Source organism: Jatrophihabitans sp. (assembly GCF_036388195.1).
Taxonomy (GTDB): domain Bacteria; phylum Actinomycetota; class Actinomycetes; order Mycobacteriales; family Jatrophihabitantaceae; genus Jatrophihabitans_A.
Genome location: NZ_DASVSG010000042.1, coordinates 19,178 through 35,674, shown reverse-complemented (window position 1 = coordinate 35,674; position 16,497 = coordinate 19,178). Strand labels below are relative to the sequence as shown.

Sequence of the window (16,497 nt, the reverse complement as noted above, 5' to 3'; positions counted from 1 at the left end):
AGTACCACGCCGGGCGTCGCAAACCGCCGACCGGCCGTACCGACGGGCCCCGGCCGCGGCTGACGTTGATCCGCGAGCCGGACCCCGGCACTCGGCACGCCCGCTGGCGGCCGGGCCGCTGAGCCTTGTCTCGGATCGCGCGCCGGTGATCTTGCATCCTCGACGATGACCAGCCAGTGGCGGTGGTGGTGTCACCGCCACCCGTGCCATCGGGCAAGCAGCCAAGAAGGTTCTTCCCGCCTAGCCGGAGAGCAGGCAGCGATGCTGGCGGGTCAGAGCAGGCTCTGTCCTGGGCTGAACTGCTCGCCCAGGACCACGCCCTCGGCGGTGATATCGAACTGGCGCAGGTGTTGGTCGTGGGCGCTGCCTCGAGTCTTGAGCACCGTGAGCGCGCGCTTGAGCGCGGAGTCCCCGCGCAGGAATTGCAGCAGGAGGACATTGTCGGACAGGTGCGAGATGCCGTACTCGGACAACCGGGTGACCCCGAACAGTTCCGTCACCTCTTGGGTCATCAGGACACTGATGTTGGCGCGAGCGCACCGTTGCAGGAGGGAGTAGACGTATTCGCGGAACCGCAGCTCGTCTCCGGCCGCAGCCCGGAGGTCGCCCAGGCTGTCGATGACGACCCGCCTGGCCCCGGTTCGCTGCACCGTGGTGAGGAAGTCGTGGACCCACTCATCGAGATACAGGTCGACTCCCGAGCGGTACATGAGTTCGATGCCAGGATCTTTCAAGGACCAGGAAAAGCCCTGCAGGATCCGCTCCAGCTGAACCGGGTTCTCCTGGAAGGTGGCGATGACACCGGTCTCGCCGCGCTGCGCTCCGTCGAAGATGAAGTGCAGCCCGAGCAGGGTCTTCCCCGCGCCGGACGGCCCGGCGATCAAGGTCGAGGAACCTCGCCAGTACCCGCCGGACAGCATCTGGTCCAAGGCATCGATTCCGCAGGAAATACGCTCGACATCCCCGCCGTAGCTTGCGTCGTGGAGCGGGTCGGCCAGCCTGGGGAAGACGTCGAGGCCAGCCGGGGACAGCCGGTAGGTGTGCTTGCCGGTGAGGAAGCCGCTGCCCCGCAACTTCAGGACCTGCAGGACGCGCATCTCTCGTTCGGCCGTGTGCTCGGTGCTCAGCGACAGGATCGCGTCGGCGACCGCGAACTCCGGCGCATCGCTGGCATCGGTGTCGTCATATTCGCCGACCCAGAACGACGTGACAGCCATGGCCGAGAGCCGGCCGGCGAGGTCGTGCAGGAAACGACGGAAGGCACCGGCATCGGTCGCGTAGACCCGCAACGCCTTGAAGCTGTCGATCACCATCAGCCCCGGCCGCCGCTCCCTCAGCAGTTCGGTGATCCGGGCCAGGACACCAGGCAGCCCCTGGTCGTTGAGCATCTGGCCGAGGTCGTCGTAGAAGACGCTGGAGCCGAGGGCGGAGGTGTCGAAGTAATCCAGGGACTGGCCGTAACGGAGGATCTTCTCCAAGGGCTCGGAGACCGTGGAGAGATAGAGCGCCGGACGGCCCGCAGTGGCGTTGCCGAACAGATACTGCTGGGCCAGGATGGTCTTTCCCGAGCCTGGCCTGCCGGCGAGCAGGGTGATTCCGTTGAGCGGCAGACCGCCGCCGAGCACCTTGTCCAAGCGATCAGAGCCGCTGGGCAGTCGATCGATCATCGGCCCTGGGCCCGTCGGCCTAGATAGGCGCTGGTGCCGAGCAGGTCGCGCACGGTGGAGAGGAACTGCAGCGGCTCCAAGGGCTTCTTCAGGAAGGCATCGGCGCCGGCTTCGAACGCGTCGTCTCGTGAGTCAAGGGCCGAGACCGCGAGGATTGGGATGGCCGTACGCTTGCGCGCGGTGTTGACCAATGCCAGCCCTGCGCCACCGGAGATCATCAAATCGACCACCAGCAGATGTGGCTGGTCGTTGTCGAGGATCTCTTCGGCTTGGGACGCGTCCAGCACGACCAGAGAGGTATAACCCTCGGTGCGCAGGAAGTACTCGACGAAATCAGCCGCGTAAGGGTCACGTTCGGCCAGCAGGATCGAGTACCCCGGCTCCCCGGCCTGCGGCGCGAGGGGACGCTCGAAGTCCCGCCGCTCGGCAAGCAGGCGGTGCGCATCGGCCGGTTGCAGGCCCGACTCGATCTGCTCGCGAACGAAGCGGAGCTGAGCGACCTGATCACGACTGTAGAGCCGCTGCCCGCCGGGGCTCCGACTCGGGACGATCTGGGTGTAGCGCTCCTCCCAGGCCCGCAATGTCTGGGCTTGGATTCCGAGCATGTTCGCTACGGCGCCAATGCTATAGACGCCAGCGCCGTCGCCCGTCGACCCACCCTCCATTGCCCCATAATCTCCCAATCATCTCCCAAAGTCCAGCAGTACATCCTTGAACCTGTCACAAGACTTAGACAACTCTTGCGCAACTGTTCCTACACCTCTACATTCCTTGCAGAAGCCTGACCAGCTGGCCTGCTATGGGTCGCCTGGACTTGCCTCTCACTCCTGAGGACAGGTCAGGAATCGACAGCGACGCTGCACGCCTCGGCCCCAACCCGAGGTAGTCGGGTCCGCGCACGAGGGAGCACGGCGGATGAGTATCGAAGCGCCTGACGATGAGCTTGCCCTGGCCCCGCAACCCAGCACCGCGGTAACTGCTGAGTCGGCATCCGACGCTGCGCTCGGCCTGGCCCCCTGGCGAGATCCCACGGCGGCTATCGCGGCGGTGCAGCGGCTGGTTGCCTCACCCGAGCCGGCCGTGGTCCTGGCCAGCCTTGCCGGCGTGTGCGCATCCGCCATCGCTGATGAGTGCTGGGGAACCATCGTGCAGGAGGGGGTGACCCGGTCGATCAGCGCGGGGGCGCCCGCTGACGTGCCGGGCGAGCCGCTAACGCCTGGCCCCTGGACGATGCCCTTGACCGGTGGGGATCAACTCACCCTTTCCTTCCGTCAGAGCGCCTGGGAGCACTACCCGGAGTTCTCCGGGACCATGACCTGGCGCTGGCATGACCGAGACCGTCCCACCAGCTCCGACAGGGTCATCGCCCAACTCCTGCTGGATCGAGCCATTGACCTGGTACGCGCCCAGCGGTTGCAGCTTGCTGTGGCGGTCGAGCGCGACAAGGCGGCACATCTGCAACTCGCGCTGGTGACCAACCGGGAGATCGGCCAGGCGATCGGCATCCTGATGTCGACGTACAAACTCACCAGCCAGCAAGGATTCGACCTACTGCGCATGGCCAGTCAACACACCCACCGCAAACTCCGCGAGGTGGCCACCGAGGTCTGCGAGACCGGAATGCTGGAACTGCCCGCGCCACGGATGAGGTGAGGGCGCCGAGTCAGGGCAGTCGACCGGCTCGGGCGTGGGTTGTAAGCGTCCGGGGGCCTATCAGCGGAAAGCCGGCCGTGCGGCGCAGGATCACCGCCACCGTCCCGCTGCGCCCGGCTGGATCGAGCTGGGCGGTGCAGGACACCAGCGTCGCGGCGTTCGCCGCCGCGATCCGGGTGGCGGCGGCACACGGCTGACCAGCGCGGCCGATCTGTTCGGCGCCGGCCAGCGCGGCCAGGTCAGCCGCCCGCTCCAGCCGGTGCCGCGCGAGCACCGCCGAGCCGCGCACCACCATCGCCAGCGCGACGGCGATGATGACCGCGCCTGAGGCCAGCACCCACACGGTGGCAGCGCCCCGGTCCGACCGCCGGGCCAGCCGCCAGCTCACGGAAGCACGCCCGGCTCGGAGGCCACCACCGCGGTTTCGGTGATCGTGACGGGTGGCAGCCAGCCGACCGGACGCAGCGCCAACCGCACCGTGACCACGGTGTCCGACGCCGGAGAACCGGCGCTCCGCACCGACACCGGCCGGCCCGCCGCTGCCCGAGCGCGAGCCGCCGCGGCGCCGGCATCTCCGCGGGCGACTGCTCTGGCCGCCTCCCGGGCCGCGTCGGCGCAGCGCAGCTGGGCCTGCCCGACACCGACCGCGGCCACGCCGGCCAGGGTCAGCAGCACCAGCACCGGCAGGGTCATCGCAGTCTCGGCGGTGACCATGCCGGCGTCCGACCGCAGCCGCCGCCGGAGGGTCACAGCGAGACGTTGAGCGCCGAGGTGACGATGTGCGACAGCGCCGTCTGCACCGCCTGGCTGTGCACCACCTTGAACAACACTGCCGCGAACGCCACCGCGGCCACGGTCCCCACCGCGTACTCGGCGGTCGTCATGCCGTGATCGGCGCCACCGGAGCTGTGGACTCGGTTGACCGCTCGGCGAATCGTCCGTCGTATCGACATCATGGTGTGACCTCCACTGACTTTGTCCTGCCCGGCTGGGAGAACTTCGCCTAGAGCGTCGCTGACCCAGCGGCTGAAACCGCCGTCCGATCGAAGCTTGTGGACAGCCGAGCCCGCTGTGGATGAGGGGCAGCCGGGACGAGCCGGTGGCCGCGTCCGTGCGGCAACTGGACCGGTCGCAGAGTTTGGCTATGTATGCATTGGCTACGCTGACGCAGCCACAGGTAGACCGGGCTGATCAGCGCGCTTGAGTCAGGTCCCGGTGCTGGAACCGCCGTGGGCTCCGTCGGAGCGGAGCCACTCGGCGAACGTCTGGACTCCGGTGGTGTGCTCGCCCGTCGGCAGCAGGCCGTTCCGAGCGGCGCTGCCACCCGGGATGGGCAGCGGCACGACCAGCCGGCGGCGGCCGCGGGCGCGCGCGACCTGGCGCACCAGGTCGACCAGCGCGTGCGCCTGCGGGCCGGCGATCTCGGGTGCCCGGCCTTGCGCCGGTCCGGTGGCCAGCTCGACCAGCCGCTGGGCCACCTCGCGAGCAGCCACCGGCTGGACTCGCATGCCTGGAGCCACGGCCAGCGGTCCGGGGCTGCGGTCCAGCAGCTGTCCGGCGAACTCGTGGAACTGGGTCGCCCGCAGCACTGTCCACGGCAGGCCGCCGCGGCGGACCAGGTCCTCCTGGGCCAGCTTGCCCGCGTAGTAGCCGAACCCGACCCGGTCGATGCCGACGATGGACAGCGCGAGGTGGTGCTTCACACCAGCGCGACCGCCGGCCTCGATCAACTGTTCGGTGCCGGCGGTGAAGAACCGCACCGCGCGCTTCTTCGACAGCGTGGTCACATTGCTGACGTCGATGACCACGTGGGCCCCGGCAATCGCGGCGTCCAGACCTGAGCCCGTGGTGATGTCCACTCCACGGGACCGGGCCAGCACCACCGGCTCGTGACCGGCCTGCTCGACCAAAGTCACCACGTGCCGGCCGATCAGGCCGGTGCCACCTGCCACTGCCACTCGCATGCTTGACATTTAACACTCTTCCAACAAAACCCGCTCAGCCAGGCACGCCGCCGAACACCTCACCGGCCACGCCCAGGATCACGGGGACCACCCCGAGGCAGACGAAGGCAGGCAGGAAGCACAGGCCCAGCGGCAGCAACGACCAGACTCCGACCCGCTCGGCGCGGGCCAGCGCCTCAGCCTGGTGCCGGGATCGCAACTCATCGGCCGCCGCCGCCAACGCGCTGGCCAATCGAGCGCCGCTGGCTGCGCAGCGCCTGCCGCTGTCGGCGACGGGGGCGTACCCGGGCGCCGGGTACAGCGACGCCCAGGCGACTGCCGGGTCGCTGCCCAGCTGCAGCAATCGGCCCACCCGGCCCAGCGGTTCGACAGCGCGCCGCAAGGTGTCGCTGCCGTGTTCCGCCACCGCCGCGGCGACCCCGTCGATCGCCAGCTCCGGCGGCAGGCCCGCCGCGAGCGCCCCCGCCAGCAGATCCACCACGAATGCCACCGAACGAGGCTCAGGTGGCTGGACGGCGGCCTTCGCCAGCGCCAGCTTGCACGCCAGCCACGCAGCGCCAGCTGCCAGCGGCGATGCCGCCAGACCGGGCCAGCCGCCGAGCACTACCGCCAGGACTGCTGATGCGGCTGCTGCCACCCCGGGTAGCCCCGCCGCGCCGGCCGCCGCTGGTCCATGGAGCAGCCCCGCCCCGGGTTCGCGGTGCCGGGCCGGCGTTCGGGCGGTCCATGCCGGAGCCAGCACGAGCGCTCCAGCCAGGGCGAACCAGCCCGGAGCGCTCATGCCCATGACACTCATGCCAGTGCCCGCCGGCTGAGCGCCAGCGTCCATGCCACCCCTGCCAGGTCGAGCACTACCCCCGCGCTGAGGGCGATCAGCCCAGCAGGGGTGTGCAGCAACACCCGTTCCGGGTGGGCGCCCATCACGCTGCCCATCGCCACGCCGATGAGCGGGAGCCCGGCCAGCAGCAGCGCCGAGCTGCGCGGGCCGGCCAATGCGGTGCGGACCGCGCGGTGCGTCCGCTGGTCGGCCTGCAGGTCCGCCTGCACCCCTGCCAGCAACCGGCCCAGCGGCGCCCCGGTGGTACGTACCAGATCACAGGCCACTGCCAACCTGACCAGCTCGCCCTCCGCTGCCAGCGCCGGTGCTACGTCGTCGCCCTCGCGTGCCAGCACCGCGGCACGGGTGACGGCGGGCTGGAATCGGCCGGCGCTCGTCGCCGCCGCGGCGAAGGCGGCCGCCGTGGTCGCGCCGGCGGCGTACTCGTTGCGCAGCGCGGTGACGGTCGCAGCGAGGTCCGCACGGCAGCGTTCGTCATCCCGCTCGGCGCTGAACAGCCTCAGGCAGCGAACCAGCCCGGTCCCGGTGAGCGCAGCCAGCAGCCCCGGCACCGGGCCGGCTGCCAGCCCGGCGGCCAGACCCAGGGTCAGTCCCGCTACGCCGGCGCCCAGGCGGGGGCTGATCAACCGGCCCCAGGCCGGCCCGCTACCACGACGAGGCCGGGCTGGCATGGTGTGCCCCCATCTGGCCTCGGCCAGCCAGCCGAGCCGCCGCTGGGCAACCGCAGGCGCCGGGACCAGCGCCACGCCGGTTCCGAGCAGCAGCAGCGTCAGAGCCGTCATGGGCTCAGCGCCAGCAACGCCGGCGCCTCGACCTCGGCAGCGTCGAGAAGCGCTCGCACCGTGCCGGCTGCTGGACCGGCGCCGGCCGTCCTCGTCCAGATCAGGCTCGGTTCGACGGTCAGCGACTCAGCCGGCCACAAGGCCAGCTGCTCGATCCGGCGCAGCCCTGCCCGGTCCCGCCGGATATGCACGAGCACGTCCAGCGCACTGGCAGCCTGGGCCTGCAGGGCCACGGCGGACATGCCGCCCAGTGCCGCGAGAGCAACCAGCCGGGCCGGCACGTCGGCGACCGAGTTGGCGTGCACGGTGGCCGCGCCACCGGAGTGGCCGGTGTTCAGCGCGGCCAGCAGCTCCACGATCTCGGCCCCTCGGAACTCGCCCACCACCAGCCGGTCCGCGCGCATCCGCAACGCCTGCCGCACCAGCTCCCGCAGCTCGACCGCGCCGGCGCCCTCGACATTCGCCGACCGGGCAAGCAGGGCGACGGTGTGCGGGTGGCGCACCGCCAGCTCCGCGGTGTCCTCGATCGTGATGATCCGCTCAGCGGGGCTGACGGTGCCCAGCAGCGCCGCCAGCAGGGTTGTCTTGCCCGTTCCGGTGCCCCCGCTGATCAGCAGGGTCAACCTGGCCTGGACGAGCGCAGCCAGCAGCTCGGCCACCTCGCTGGGCAGAGCCGCGCTCGCAACCAGGTCGGCCAGCGTCCAGCTGCGCCGGGCCAGCACCCGCAAGGACAGCGCGGGATGGGCCACCAGCGGCGGCAGGATCGCATGCAGCCGGGTGCCGTCCGGCAGCACCGCGTCGACGTACGGAGCGGCATCGTCCAGGCGCCGGCCCGCCTGGGTGGCCAGCCGGGTGGCCAGCCGGCGGACGGCGGCGTCGGAGTCGAAGCGCACCGGTGCTCGTTCGAGGCCGGCGCCCCGGTCCAGCCACACCTGGTCCGGTGCGTTGACGAGCACATCGGTGACCCCCGCGCCGGCCAGCAGCCCCTCCAGGGGGCCGGCGCCGGTCAGCTCGGCGGCCAGCTGGCCCGACAGCTGCGAACGGGCCCCGGAGTCCAGCAGCAGCGCCGACTCCTGGCCGGCCAGCACGCCGAGGTCGACCGGGCCGGAGCCGTTGGCCAACCGCTGTCGAACCCGGTCCACCAAGTCGCTGCTCACGCCGCCACGCCCCGGTCAACGGGTGCGCAGCGTTCCAGGGCCGCCTGGGCGATCTGCCGGCTGCCACGCCTGAGCCGGCGCGGATCCAGGCCGCCGGGCTGCCGGCTGGCGCGGTCATACGGGAGCTCGCCCAGCACCGGCACGCCGAGCAACGCCCCGATCCGGTCGGCCGGCAGCGACGGAGCGGAGCCCCGGATCGCCAGCACGGTGCGCGCGGGGTCCAGGCCCTGGACGACGGCGGCGCTGGCAGTGACCGCACGCACCTCGGCCGGGGTCACCAGCACGGTCAGGTCGCAGCAGTCCAGCGCCGCCGCCCGGAGCGGCGACGGCCACCTGGCAAGGTCGAGCACGACCGGCCCGCCCCGGACCGCGGCGTCGGTGAGCTGGCCCAGCGCGACCGGGTCGAGGGCGCCCGGATCATCGACGGCGAGCACCGACACCTGGTGCCAGCTCGGCAGGCAGTCCCGCAGCACGTCCGGGTCGAGGCTGCCGCCACGCAGCCGAACCTGGCTCCAGCGCGAGCCGACGGCGCGTTCGCAGCCGAGCAGCACGTCGATGCCGCCACCGACCGGATCGCAGTCGATCAGGAAAGCCCGGCCGGCCTCGGACGCGGCGCACCAGGCCAGCACGGCGGCGAAGACACTGGCGCCCGCGCCGCCGCAGCCGGCCAGCACGCCGATCCTGGGATGCGCTGTCATGAGCACCACCCTGGCCCAGCCCACCGGCCCGGCGACGGCTCCGAGGAAAGCTGTGGATGGCCACCCCGACTGTGGACAGCGACCCGACGCGACCTGCTGCGACCCGAATCAACCCTCCAGCAACCCAGCAACCAGGCGGACCGGCGACGCGCCGCAGGGACACGCGCTGGCTATCCTCGCGGGGTGGCCACCTCAGCGGCGTTCTTCGACCTGGACAAGACGATCATCGCCAAGTCCAGCACGCTGGCGTTCGGACGGTCGTTCTACCAGGGCGGACTGATCAACCGCCGGGCGGTGCTGCGCAGCGCCTTCGCCCAGTTCGTCTTCGCCCTCTCCGGCGCGGACGAGGACCAGATGGACCGGATGCGCAAGTACCTGACGGCCATGTGCACCGGCTGGGACGTCCAGCAGATCCGCGACATCGTCAACGAGACGTTGCACGAGATCATCGACCCGCTGGTCTACAACGAAGCCGTCGAGCTGATCGTCGAGCACAAGGCCGCGGGCCGCGACGTGGTGATCATCTCCTCCTCCGGCGACGAGGTGGTGCGCCCGATCGGTGAGATGGTGGGCGCCGACCATGTCATCGCGACCCGGATGGTGGTTCGTGAGGGTCGCTACACCGGCGAGATCGAGTTCTACGCCTACGGCCGGCACAAGGCCGACGGGCTGCGGGAGCTGGCCGCCGAGCGGGGCTACGACCTGACCGACAGCTACGCCTACTCCGACTCGATCACCGACGTTCCGATGCTGGAAGCGGTCGGCCACCCCTATGTCGTCAACCCCGACAAGGCGCTGCGCAAGGTGGCGGCCGAGAAGCAGTGGCCGACGCTTGCCTTCACCAACGCCGTGCCGCTGCGCGAACGGCTCGCCAGCCTCAAGGCGCCACAGCCGGCGACCAGCGCCGTGATGGCCGCCGGCGCGGCGGGGCTTGCCGCGCTGCTGTGGTACGGCCATTCCCGCAGGTCGCAGCGCGACTGAGCCGCACCCTCGCCGGCCGAGACTCCGCATCACACGACGCTGCGACAGAAAAGACCCGACACGCTGTAATGCGGGCTCAGGCTTGCGTTGTAAGGGTATTCGGGAGTACGAATGCTGTACGGAGTTCTCGAGTGGCTATGGCGGTCCGCCCCCACCGGTCGAGGATTCCGCCAGTGGGCAACCGGGCACCCACGCGGCGGCCGAGCCACGCTAACGGCTGTCGACGCGGGCCCTCACCGGTCCGCGCCTGAGTCAAGGTGCACGCTTGGTAACCCGATTGACCGCAGAGGGCGCCGTGCGCAAGCACGGCGCCCTCACTCATTCCCCCGTGCGCAAGCACGGCGCCCTCACTCATTGAGATCGGGCTTCAGTCGGACCACTCGAAGTCGGGCAGCGGCTCCGGAAGCCGGGGAGTCGGCCAGGACGGATCCGGCCGGAAGTCACACCAGCTGCCGTCGAACGGGAACCGGGCGGCCTCGACATCGGCCAGCACCCGTCGCCCCTCGGCTCGGATCTCGGCACTGCCATGAGCGTCCCAGTAACCAAGAAGGCCGGTCACCGCCACCAGGTCGTCCTCGTCCTTCCACTGCCAGCTGCGGTCCGGCGCCACCACGATGTCCAGCTCGTGGTCTGCCACGTCCACCCCGTACCAGCCGTCATGGCACCAGAACCGGGAGCGGGCCTCCAGGTTGACGTACCAGCCGCTGAAGCCGGCCTCGGAGAAGAACCACCACACCGAGTGCGCCCGCCCGGGCGGCATCAGGATCAGGGCCGAACGCCCCTGCCAACCGCCCAGCCGCAGCTGCGCCGAGGCGAAGTCGGCGATCGGCGCCGCGCGTACCGGTGAGCCGTCCGGCCGCTCGCGGTAGGCGAAGCCGGCGCCCACCGGAATCCAGCAGAACACGCCGCGCTCATCGGCTGCCACCACCCGGCAGGCCTGCAGCCAGGACGTGCTCACGCCCCGGCGGTACCGGCGCAGCAACGGCTGACCGGGCACGAGCGCAGTCGGGTCCACGGGCTCAACCACGCTGGATCGCCTCGCAGATGGCGAGGGATTCCCGAGCCCCGAGCTCGACGGCCTGGCCGCAGTGCCGGATCCAGCCGAGGACTCCGTCGGGCTCACCGCCTCGATAGCCGGCCAGCGCCGCCTGCTCCTGCTCCCTGAGCTCCAGGTGCCCCACCTCCAGGGCGACCAGCGACTTCGGATCCAGCCCCCGCTCGATCAGGGTCAGCCGGGCCGCCGCTCGCGCCACCACCGCCGAGGCCGGCGCGAAGGCATCCAGGCTCAGCATCTCTCCTTGCACGATCGCCGCGATCACTACCGCCGGCGCCTTGGTCCGGGCCAGCACCTCGGCCAGGGTGTCCAGCCGGTGGGCCACCTCCCGGTCCGGACGGGGACGTCCCAGCTGCTCGGGCGGCAGCAGGTCCAGCGCGGCCAGGGTGTGCAGCCGGGCCAGCACCTGCCGCTGCGCGCCGGCCCATGCCCCGGCCAGCACGGCCAGCTCGGTCGAGATCCGCAACGCTCCCTGGACGATCGGGTCGGTCGCCGTCCCGGCCCGCACCTCCTCCAGCGTCGCCGAGGAGCCCGCCAGCGCCGCCGAGGCCCACGCGCCGCGCAGCAGCGACTCGGCCGAGACGTCGGACGAACGCCGCCGCAGCACCCGGTGCCCGAGCAGCTTGTCGACCGCCTGCCTGCTCGCGGTCACCGAGTCGGCCACGCCGGGCAGCTCCAGCAACGGGTCCAGCGGATCGGGGTTCACGGAGCTGAACGCTAGCCACGACCGCCACCGGCCCGGACGTCGGGCATGCGCCTGTCCTCGCCGGGCACATCGATCCCGGCTCCCACCTTCTGCATGTCGGCGCCGGGAGATAACGTCGGCATCAGACATCGGCGCGGATGAGATGCCAGAGGAGCGGAGCCGGATGAGCGAGTCGAGCGATCCCCAGAGTGGCCTGTCCAACCTGCTGCACGAGGAACGCCGGTTCCCGCCGTCGGAGGAGTTCGCGGCCGCGGCGAACTACTCGGAGCAGGCCTATGAGGAGGCAGCGGCCGACCGGCTGGCCTTCTGGGAGACCCAGGCTCGCCGGCTGGACTGGGAGACGGAGTGGAGCCAGGTCCTGGACTGGTCGGGCGCCCCGTTCGCCAAGTGGTTCATCGGCGGGCGGCTGAACGCCGCGGTCAACTGCGTGGACCGCCACGTCGAGGCCGGGCGGGGTGAGAAGGTCGCCCTGCACTTCGAGGGCGAGCCGGGTGACACCCGCACGATCAGCTACGCCGAGCTGCAGCGGCTGGTCTGCCAGGCCGCGAACGCGCTGACCGAGCTCGGCATCGGCAAGGGCGACCGGGTCGCGATCTACCTGCCGATGCTCGTCGAGGCGGTGGTGTCGATGCTGGCCTGCGCCCGGATCGGCGCGATCCATTCGGTGATCTTCGGCGGCTTCTCCGCCCAGGCCATCTATGACCGGGTGCTCGACGCCGATGCCACGCTGGTGATCACCGCCGACGGCGGCTACCGCCGGAGTTCGGTGTTTCCGCTCAAGCCGGTGGTGGACGAGGCGCTGGCCAAGTTCGAGGGCGACACCTCACCGGTCCGGCATGTGCTGGTGGTCAAGCGCGGCGGCAACGACATCGAGATGACCGAGGGCCGCGACCTGTGGTGGGACGAGGCGGTGGCCAGGCAGCCCGAGCAGCACCAGCCGGAATTCTTCGACTCCGAGACACCGCTCTACATCCTCTATACCTCGGGAACCACCGGGAAGCCGAAAGGGATCCTGCACACCACCGGCGGCTACCTGACCCAGACGGCCTACACCCACCATGCCGCGTTCGACCTGCATGCCGACACCGACATCTACTGGTGCACCGCCGACATCGGCTGGGTCACCGGGCACTCCTACATCGTCTACGGCCCGCTGGCCAACGGCGCCACCCAGGTGATCTACGAGGGCACCCCGGACACCCCGCACAAGGGCCGGTTCTGGGAGCTCATCGAGAAGTACCGGGTCACCATCCTCTACACCGCGCCCACCGCGATCCGGACGTTCATGAAGTGGGGCGAGGAGTTCCCGTCGAAGTTCGACCTGTCCTCGCTGCGGGTGCTCGGATCGGTGGGTGAGCCGATCAACCCCGAGGCCTGGATGTGGTACCGGCGGGTGATCGGTGGGGACCGGGCGCCGGTGGTGGACACCTGGTGGCAGACCGAGACCGGCGCGATCATGATCAGCCCGCTGCCCGGGGTCACCGCCGCGAAGCCGGGCTCGGCGATGCGGGCGCTGCCCGGCGTCGAGGCCGATGTGGTCGATGACCAGGGCCAGCCGGTGCCCAACGGCGGTGGCGGGCTGCTGGTGCTGACCCAGCCGTGGCCGTCCATGCTGCGCGGCATCTGGGGCGACGACGACCGCTACCGCGACACCTACTGGTCACGGTTCGCCGAGCAGGGCTACTACTTCGCCGGGGACGGCGCGAAGAAGGATGACGACGGCGACCTGTGGCTGCTGGGCCGCGTCGATGACGTGATGAACATCTCGGGCCACCGAATCTCGACCACCGAGGTCGAGTCGGCGCTGGTGTCACACCCCTCGGTCGCCGAGGCCGCGGTGGTCGGCGCCACCGACCCGACCACCGGCCAGGCCATCGTCGCCTTCGTGATCCTGCGCGGGTCGGCCGCTGACGGAGGGGCCGAGATGGTCACCGAGCTGCGCAACCACGTGGCCAAGGAGATCGGCGCGATCGCCAAGCCCCGGCAGATCCTGGTGGTGGCCGAGCTTCCCAAGACCCGGTCCGGCAAGATCATGCGACGGCTGCTGCGCGACGTCGCTGAGCATCGCTCGATCGGGGACGTCACCACGCTGGCGGATTCGACGGTGATGGACCTGATCTCGGAGGGGCTCGCCGCTAAGGGCGGGAAGGCCGCCGAGGACTGAGATGTGTGATCACCCCCGACGACCCACCTCAGTGGGACGAGGCAGTGGACGTGCTGAACGACGCTGAAGCACTGGCCGACATCCGCGAGGCGGATGCTGCCTATGCGCGAGGCGACGTGGTGCGTGGAGTCGATGCGGTTCGTGGCTTGCGCGGGTGAGTCCGCACCAGTTCTACGAGCAGCCGCGCCTATTGACCAGCTTTCCCACGTTTAAATAAAGGTGCGGGTCCCACAGCCTAGCCATTTCATAGGACCGTTCCCCCGAAGGTTGATTGTATAATCACACCACCTAGATTCGCTGGTGTGCCTCACGGAGTGGGCCAGGCTTGGCGAAGAGCACCAAAGAACGCGTCCGCCGTAACGGTGATGAGCCGGTCATCGATCGTTCGAAGCTCGCGATTCCTCCAGAAAGCGAGGCGGTCGTGTGCGTACTCCTCGACGGTATCGGCCAGATATGGCGCCACCCATACTTCGTCCGTTCGGCTTGCGAAGTCTGAGTCTCGAAACACTCGGAGAAGATCATGATCGCGCATACTTGCCCCGATATAGACCCACCGTCGCCGCCGTTCGTCAGTCGGCAACAGGGCTCTAATCGCATCTAATTTTCCCGAAGGCAAGCCGATCGCCGTCTGATCAGCGCTTACTATGCACGTATCAAGCTGATCGATCGACCCGTGAAGTTTGAGTAGCGGTATGGCTGCCTCGGTACCGCCTAGATATGCAGCGAGATAGTCTTTCGCGCTTTTGAAATCGTCATCTGAAGCGAATACTTTTAATGGGTGAGGACTGTGCCGCTCGACAAGCAGATCAAAGTTAACCTCGACGAGAATAAGCCGCTGACCGGTCACATTTCTCAAGATATCTGCAAGGTCCAGGACTGCGGAGCCAGGCGACCCTATAACCTTATCGTGGTGACTCTTAAATTCGGCTAGCGTTGGCAGGTCTTCGTAAGTGCGGGCTTCAGCCCGGATTACCTGCTCAAGTGTGAGCGCCTGCGTGAACTTATCCTTGTTGAGTGCTTTCTCTGTTGGGGTAAGCCAGTCGTCCTTCGCATCGATCCAGTCGAAGAATCGATCAGCAAGTTGCTGGGACGCCAATGGATCCGTCACGCTAATTCCAAGGAGGCGTCGGATTGCGGAGTCGCGCAGCGAGTTTCCGAGGGGAAGACGTGACGATGCAGCAAAGCCGGCACCGAGAAACAGAACAATGGGTTCGCGCTCAGCCGCAAGCTTGGCTGCCCAGTGGTTCAAGTTGTCGCGGCCTGATCGTTTGAGCATGCGCGACTTCTCCAAGGCAAACCTGAACCCAAACTCCGTATCGCAGTGCAATCCGATATCAATCGCCGACTCGGCGACGAAGACCACCGTACGAAGCGTGCGATGTGGCATGCCAGCAAGCTGCTTAACGCCGAGATTCCAGATAGCTTCCCGAAACTGCAGGTCGATGACGCTGTCACGGTACGCGATAACTGCGAACTCGTGATCATCTAAGTCTCGGTGCACTACCGCACGTGCGAGTGCTAAAACGGTTCTCTCACCGGGGCTAGGAGATGCTCCAGTAGGGGGGTTCCGGAACTCCGCATCAATCTGGCCGCCCCCCTTGTTGACGAGCACGACGTGACGGCTGAGCGATGCGCCAGATCCAAGAGCGGTTACAACAGCGGCGCGGATAACCGGATCCGTCGTGCCATTAACGGCGGTTGTCAATGCGAGGTCATCGGCATCAAGCAGGACACCGTCTGTTAGGTCACAAACAGCCCTAAGAACGGTAAGCGCGCTTTCGAGCTCGTCAACGACGACCGCCACGACCGTAATGGTCCCGCTTGCACTCTTAGCGTGTACGCGGGCCACCTCAGCTCCGAGGTCGAGGGGGGCGACGAACTCGCTCACGACTCTACGAGCTGCTTCTGGAGACTATCGATAAGTCGCTGCTTCAATCGCTTTGTGTCCAGCGGGCGCTCGTTACCGAGCCCGAACGACGCTAAACCTTGGAGCTCTGAGCGTAGAGCGTCAACCAGCGCATCGAAGGCAGCCGCAAAGTTCGCCGGGGTCACTCGGACTCGGTGCCCACGGGCCAGATCTCTAGCGATGACCTCGATGACGTGGTCGACAGCGTCAGCCTCAATCCAGACCTTTCCATCCTCTCCACCGCGCGTGTCGACCACCATAAGCCCATCGCCGAGCCTGCGACGCGCTTCGTAAAGCATCCATCCACTAACCAGTTTGGCGTTTTCCGGGTTGCCACGTCGCGCTGGAGCCAGCGCGGTAGCGAAGGAGGTCACCGCCTTGAAGAACGCCGCATCGACGACGTCTCGTGCGGTGCCAGCGGCGAATCGGGTCAATGCACGGTCTTCCGAGGTGCAACGGTTGACCAACAAGGCGATGACTACGCCAGCCGCGGCGATTTGAAGTGGCTTGGTTGTACCGGCTAGAAGGTCGATGACCGACTGCAGCCGATGTCGCGACCAGTCCTTATAAACCGCGGCGAGTTGACGTTCGTATGGCACGAAGTCGACCTCCACAAGTGCGTACGCCGTTCGGTCCCGCGGTAGGCTTTGCAACAGATCCAGGGCGCATCGACCTTCAGGAGTCACCAACCGCTTCATTGAACTGACGAAGAGCGTCAGCGGTGGTCCCGGATCGGTCCATTCGGCCGGCATTTCCGCTAGATCTGCAAGCTCACGCCTCAAGCGTTGGCCTTGAGCTACCGGGTCAAACCACTTACGAAGCAGCGTTAGATCACTCGGCAAGTCGCCCGGCGAGGTGCCGACCGTTCTCCGCCACAATACCCATAGCGCGTCGTGGAGCTCATCGACGGCAGCACGATCTAAACGC

18 protein-coding genes are annotated in these 16,497 nt (G+C 68.6%); 4 read left to right on the top strand and 14 right to left on the bottom strand.

Translation table 11 applies throughout. The annotated features are described in order from the left end of the window. Positions 1-272: 272 nt before the first annotated feature. Together VF612_RS03920 and VF612_RS03915 are read right to left on the bottom strand one after the other, a co-directional pair. Positions 273-1,667, bottom strand: coding sequence for an ATPase domain-containing protein (locus VF612_RS03920; protein ID WP_408658540.1), 1,395 nt, complete (start codon positions 1,665-1,667; stop codon positions 273-275). Continuing rightward, positions 1,664-2,332 carry a MerR family transcriptional regulator gene (locus VF612_RS03915; RefSeq protein ID WP_408658539.1) on the bottom strand — a complete coding sequence of 223 codons (669 nt, stop codon included), beginning with the start codon at positions 2,330-2,332 and terminating at the stop codon, positions 1,664-1,666. The genes VF612_RS03920 and VF612_RS03915 overlap by 4 nt, the downstream gene beginning before the upstream one ends. A 250-nt stretch (positions 2,333-2,582) precedes the next feature. Between VF612_RS03915 and VF612_RS03910 the strand changes: the two genes are divergently transcribed. Next, the gene (locus VF612_RS03910; RefSeq protein ID WP_408658538.1) at positions 2,583-3,320 is read left to right on the top strand and encodes an ANTAR domain-containing protein; all 738 of its coding nucleotides are present in this window, start codon (positions 2,583-2,585) and stop codon (positions 3,318-3,320) included. A gap of 10 nt (positions 3,321-3,330) precedes the next feature. Here VF612_RS03910 and VF612_RS03905 read toward each other — a convergent pair whose 3' ends face one another. From VF612_RS03905 to ssd, 8 genes are all read right to left on the bottom strand, one after another. Then, the gene (locus VF612_RS03905; RefSeq protein ID WP_408658537.1) at positions 3,331-3,708 is read right to left on the bottom strand and encodes an Rv3654c family TadE-like protein; all 378 of its coding nucleotides are present in this window, start codon (positions 3,706-3,708) and stop codon (positions 3,331-3,333) included. Then, positions 3,705-4,070 carry a TadE family type IV pilus minor pilin gene (locus tag VF612_RS03900; RefSeq protein WP_408658536.1) on the bottom strand — a complete coding sequence of 122 codons (366 nt, stop codon included), beginning with the start codon at positions 4,068-4,070 and terminating at the stop codon, positions 3,705-3,707. The genes VF612_RS03905 and VF612_RS03900 overlap by 4 nt, the downstream gene beginning before the upstream one ends. Further along, positions 4,067-4,273, bottom strand: coding sequence for a DUF4244 domain-containing protein (locus VF612_RS03895; RefSeq protein ID WP_408658543.1), 207 nt, complete (start codon positions 4,271-4,273; stop codon positions 4,067-4,069). The genes VF612_RS03900 and VF612_RS03895 overlap by 4 nt, the downstream gene beginning before the upstream one ends. Positions 4,274-4,525: 252 nt before the next feature. Then, positions 4,526-5,284 carry an SDR family oxidoreductase gene (locus tag VF612_RS03890; RefSeq protein WP_408658535.1) on the bottom strand — a complete coding sequence of 253 codons (759 nt, stop codon included), beginning with the start codon at positions 5,282-5,284 and terminating at the stop codon, positions 4,526-4,528. Between the two features lie 34 nt (positions 5,285-5,318). Further along, the gene (locus tag VF612_RS03885) at positions 5,319-6,065 is read right to left on the bottom strand and encodes a type II secretion system F family protein (RefSeq protein WP_408658534.1); all 747 of its coding nucleotides are present in this window, start codon (positions 6,063-6,065) and stop codon (positions 5,319-5,321) included. Between the two features lie 11 nt (positions 6,066-6,076). After that, entirely contained in the window at positions 6,077-6,904 is an 828-nt protein-coding gene (locus VF612_RS03880; RefSeq protein WP_408658533.1) for a type II secretion system F family protein, read from the bottom strand. Continuing rightward, positions 6,901-8,061 (bottom strand): TadA family conjugal transfer-associated ATPase, encoded by a 1,161-nt coding sequence (locus VF612_RS03875; protein WP_408658532.1) that lies wholly within the window; start codon positions 8,059-8,061, stop codon positions 6,901-6,903. The genes VF612_RS03880 and VF612_RS03875 overlap by 4 nt, the downstream gene beginning before the upstream one ends. After that, positions 8,058-8,759: a septum site-determining protein Ssd gene (ssd, locus tag VF612_RS03870; protein ID WP_408658531.1), complete on the bottom strand. Its 702-nt coding sequence runs from the start codon at positions 8,757-8,759 to the stop codon at positions 8,058-8,060. Before ssd ends, VF612_RS03875 begins: the two co-directional genes overlap by 4 nt. A gap of 183 nt (positions 8,760-8,942) precedes the next feature. Here ssd and VF612_RS03865 point away from each other — a divergent pair, with 183 nt between their 5' ends. Continuing rightward, positions 8,943-9,740: an HAD family hydrolase gene (locus VF612_RS03865; RefSeq protein ID WP_408658530.1), complete on the top strand. Its 798-nt coding sequence runs from the start codon at positions 8,943-8,945 to the stop codon at positions 9,738-9,740. A 367-nt stretch (positions 9,741-10,107) separates the two neighbouring features. Here VF612_RS03865 and VF612_RS03860 read toward each other — a convergent pair whose 3' ends face one another. Both VF612_RS03860 and VF612_RS03855 read right to left on the bottom strand, forming a co-directional pair. Next, the gene (locus VF612_RS03860) at positions 10,108-10,767 is read right to left on the bottom strand and encodes a DUF402 domain-containing protein (RefSeq protein ID WP_408658529.1); all 660 of its coding nucleotides are present in this window, start codon (positions 10,765-10,767) and stop codon (positions 10,108-10,110) included. Further along, complete coding sequence (locus tag VF612_RS03855; protein ID WP_408658528.1) at positions 10,760-11,500, bottom strand: oxidoreductase; 741 nt, start codon at positions 11,498-11,500, stop codon at positions 10,760-10,762. Before VF612_RS03855 ends, VF612_RS03860 begins: the two co-directional genes overlap by 8 nt. Before the next feature lie 163 nt (positions 11,501-11,663). Between VF612_RS03855 and acs the strand changes: the two genes are divergently transcribed. Next, positions 11,664-13,664 (top strand): acetate--CoA ligase, encoded by a 2,001-nt coding sequence (gene acs / locus VF612_RS03850; protein WP_408658527.1) that lies wholly within the window; start codon positions 11,664-11,666, stop codon positions 13,662-13,664. A gap of 5 nt (positions 13,665-13,669) precedes the next feature. Next, positions 13,670-13,822: a hypothetical protein gene (locus VF612_RS03845; protein WP_408658526.1), complete on the top strand. Its 153-nt coding sequence runs from the start codon at positions 13,670-13,672 to the stop codon at positions 13,820-13,822. A 149-nt stretch (positions 13,823-13,971) separates the two neighbouring features. Here the strand turns inward: VF612_RS03845 and VF612_RS03840 are convergent, their stop codons facing one another. Together VF612_RS03840 and VF612_RS03835 are read right to left on the bottom strand one after the other, a co-directional pair. Further along, a complete protein-coding gene (locus VF612_RS03840; protein WP_408658525.1) occupies positions 13,972-15,552 on the bottom strand; it encodes an SIR2 family protein in 1,581 nt (526 codons plus the stop codon). After that, positions 15,549-16,322, bottom strand: a complete 774-nt coding sequence (locus VF612_RS03835) for a hypothetical protein (RefSeq protein ID WP_408658524.1) — start codon at positions 16,320-16,322, stop codon at positions 15,549-15,551. Before VF612_RS03835 ends, VF612_RS03840 begins: the two co-directional genes overlap by 4 nt. Positions 16,323-16,497 lie beyond the last annotated feature (175 nt).

Coding starts and splice junctions, on each gene's coding strand:
- VF612_RS03920 (WP_408658540.1), bottom strand. CDS start 1,667: ATGATCGATCGACTGCCCAGCGGCTCTGATCGCTTGGACAAGGTGCTC.
- VF612_RS03915 (WP_408658539.1), bottom strand. CDS start 2,332: ATGGAGGGTGGGTCGACGGGCGACGGCGCTGGCGTCTATAGCATTGGC.
- VF612_RS03910 (WP_408658538.1), top strand. CDS start 2,583: ATGAGTATCGAAGCGCCTGACGATGAGCTTGCCCTGGCCCCGCAACCC.
- VF612_RS03895 (WP_408658543.1), bottom strand. CDS start 4,273: ATGTCGATACGACGGACGATTCGCCGAGCGGTCAACCGAGTCCACAGC.
- VF612_RS03890 (WP_408658535.1), bottom strand. CDS start 5,284: ATGCGAGTGGCAGTGGCAGGTGGCACCGGCCTGATCGGCCGGCACGTG.
- VF612_RS03885 (WP_408658534.1), bottom strand. CDS start 6,065: ATGAGCGCTCCGGGCTGGTTCGCCCTGGCTGGAGCGCTCGTGCTGGCT.
- VF612_RS03880 (WP_408658533.1), bottom strand. CDS start 6,904: ATGACGGCTCTGACGCTGCTGCTGCTCGGAACCGGCGTGGCGCTGGTC.
- ssd (WP_408658531.1), bottom strand. CDS start 8,759: ATGACAGCGCATCCCAGGATCGGCGTGCTGGCCGGCTGCGGCGGCGCG.
- acs (WP_408658527.1), top strand. CDS start 11,664: ATGAGCGAGTCGAGCGATCCCCAGAGTGGCCTGTCCAACCTGCTGCAC.
- VF612_RS03835 (WP_408658524.1), bottom strand. CDS start 16,322: ATGCCGGCCGAATGGACCGATCCGGGACCACCGCTGACGCTCTTCGTC.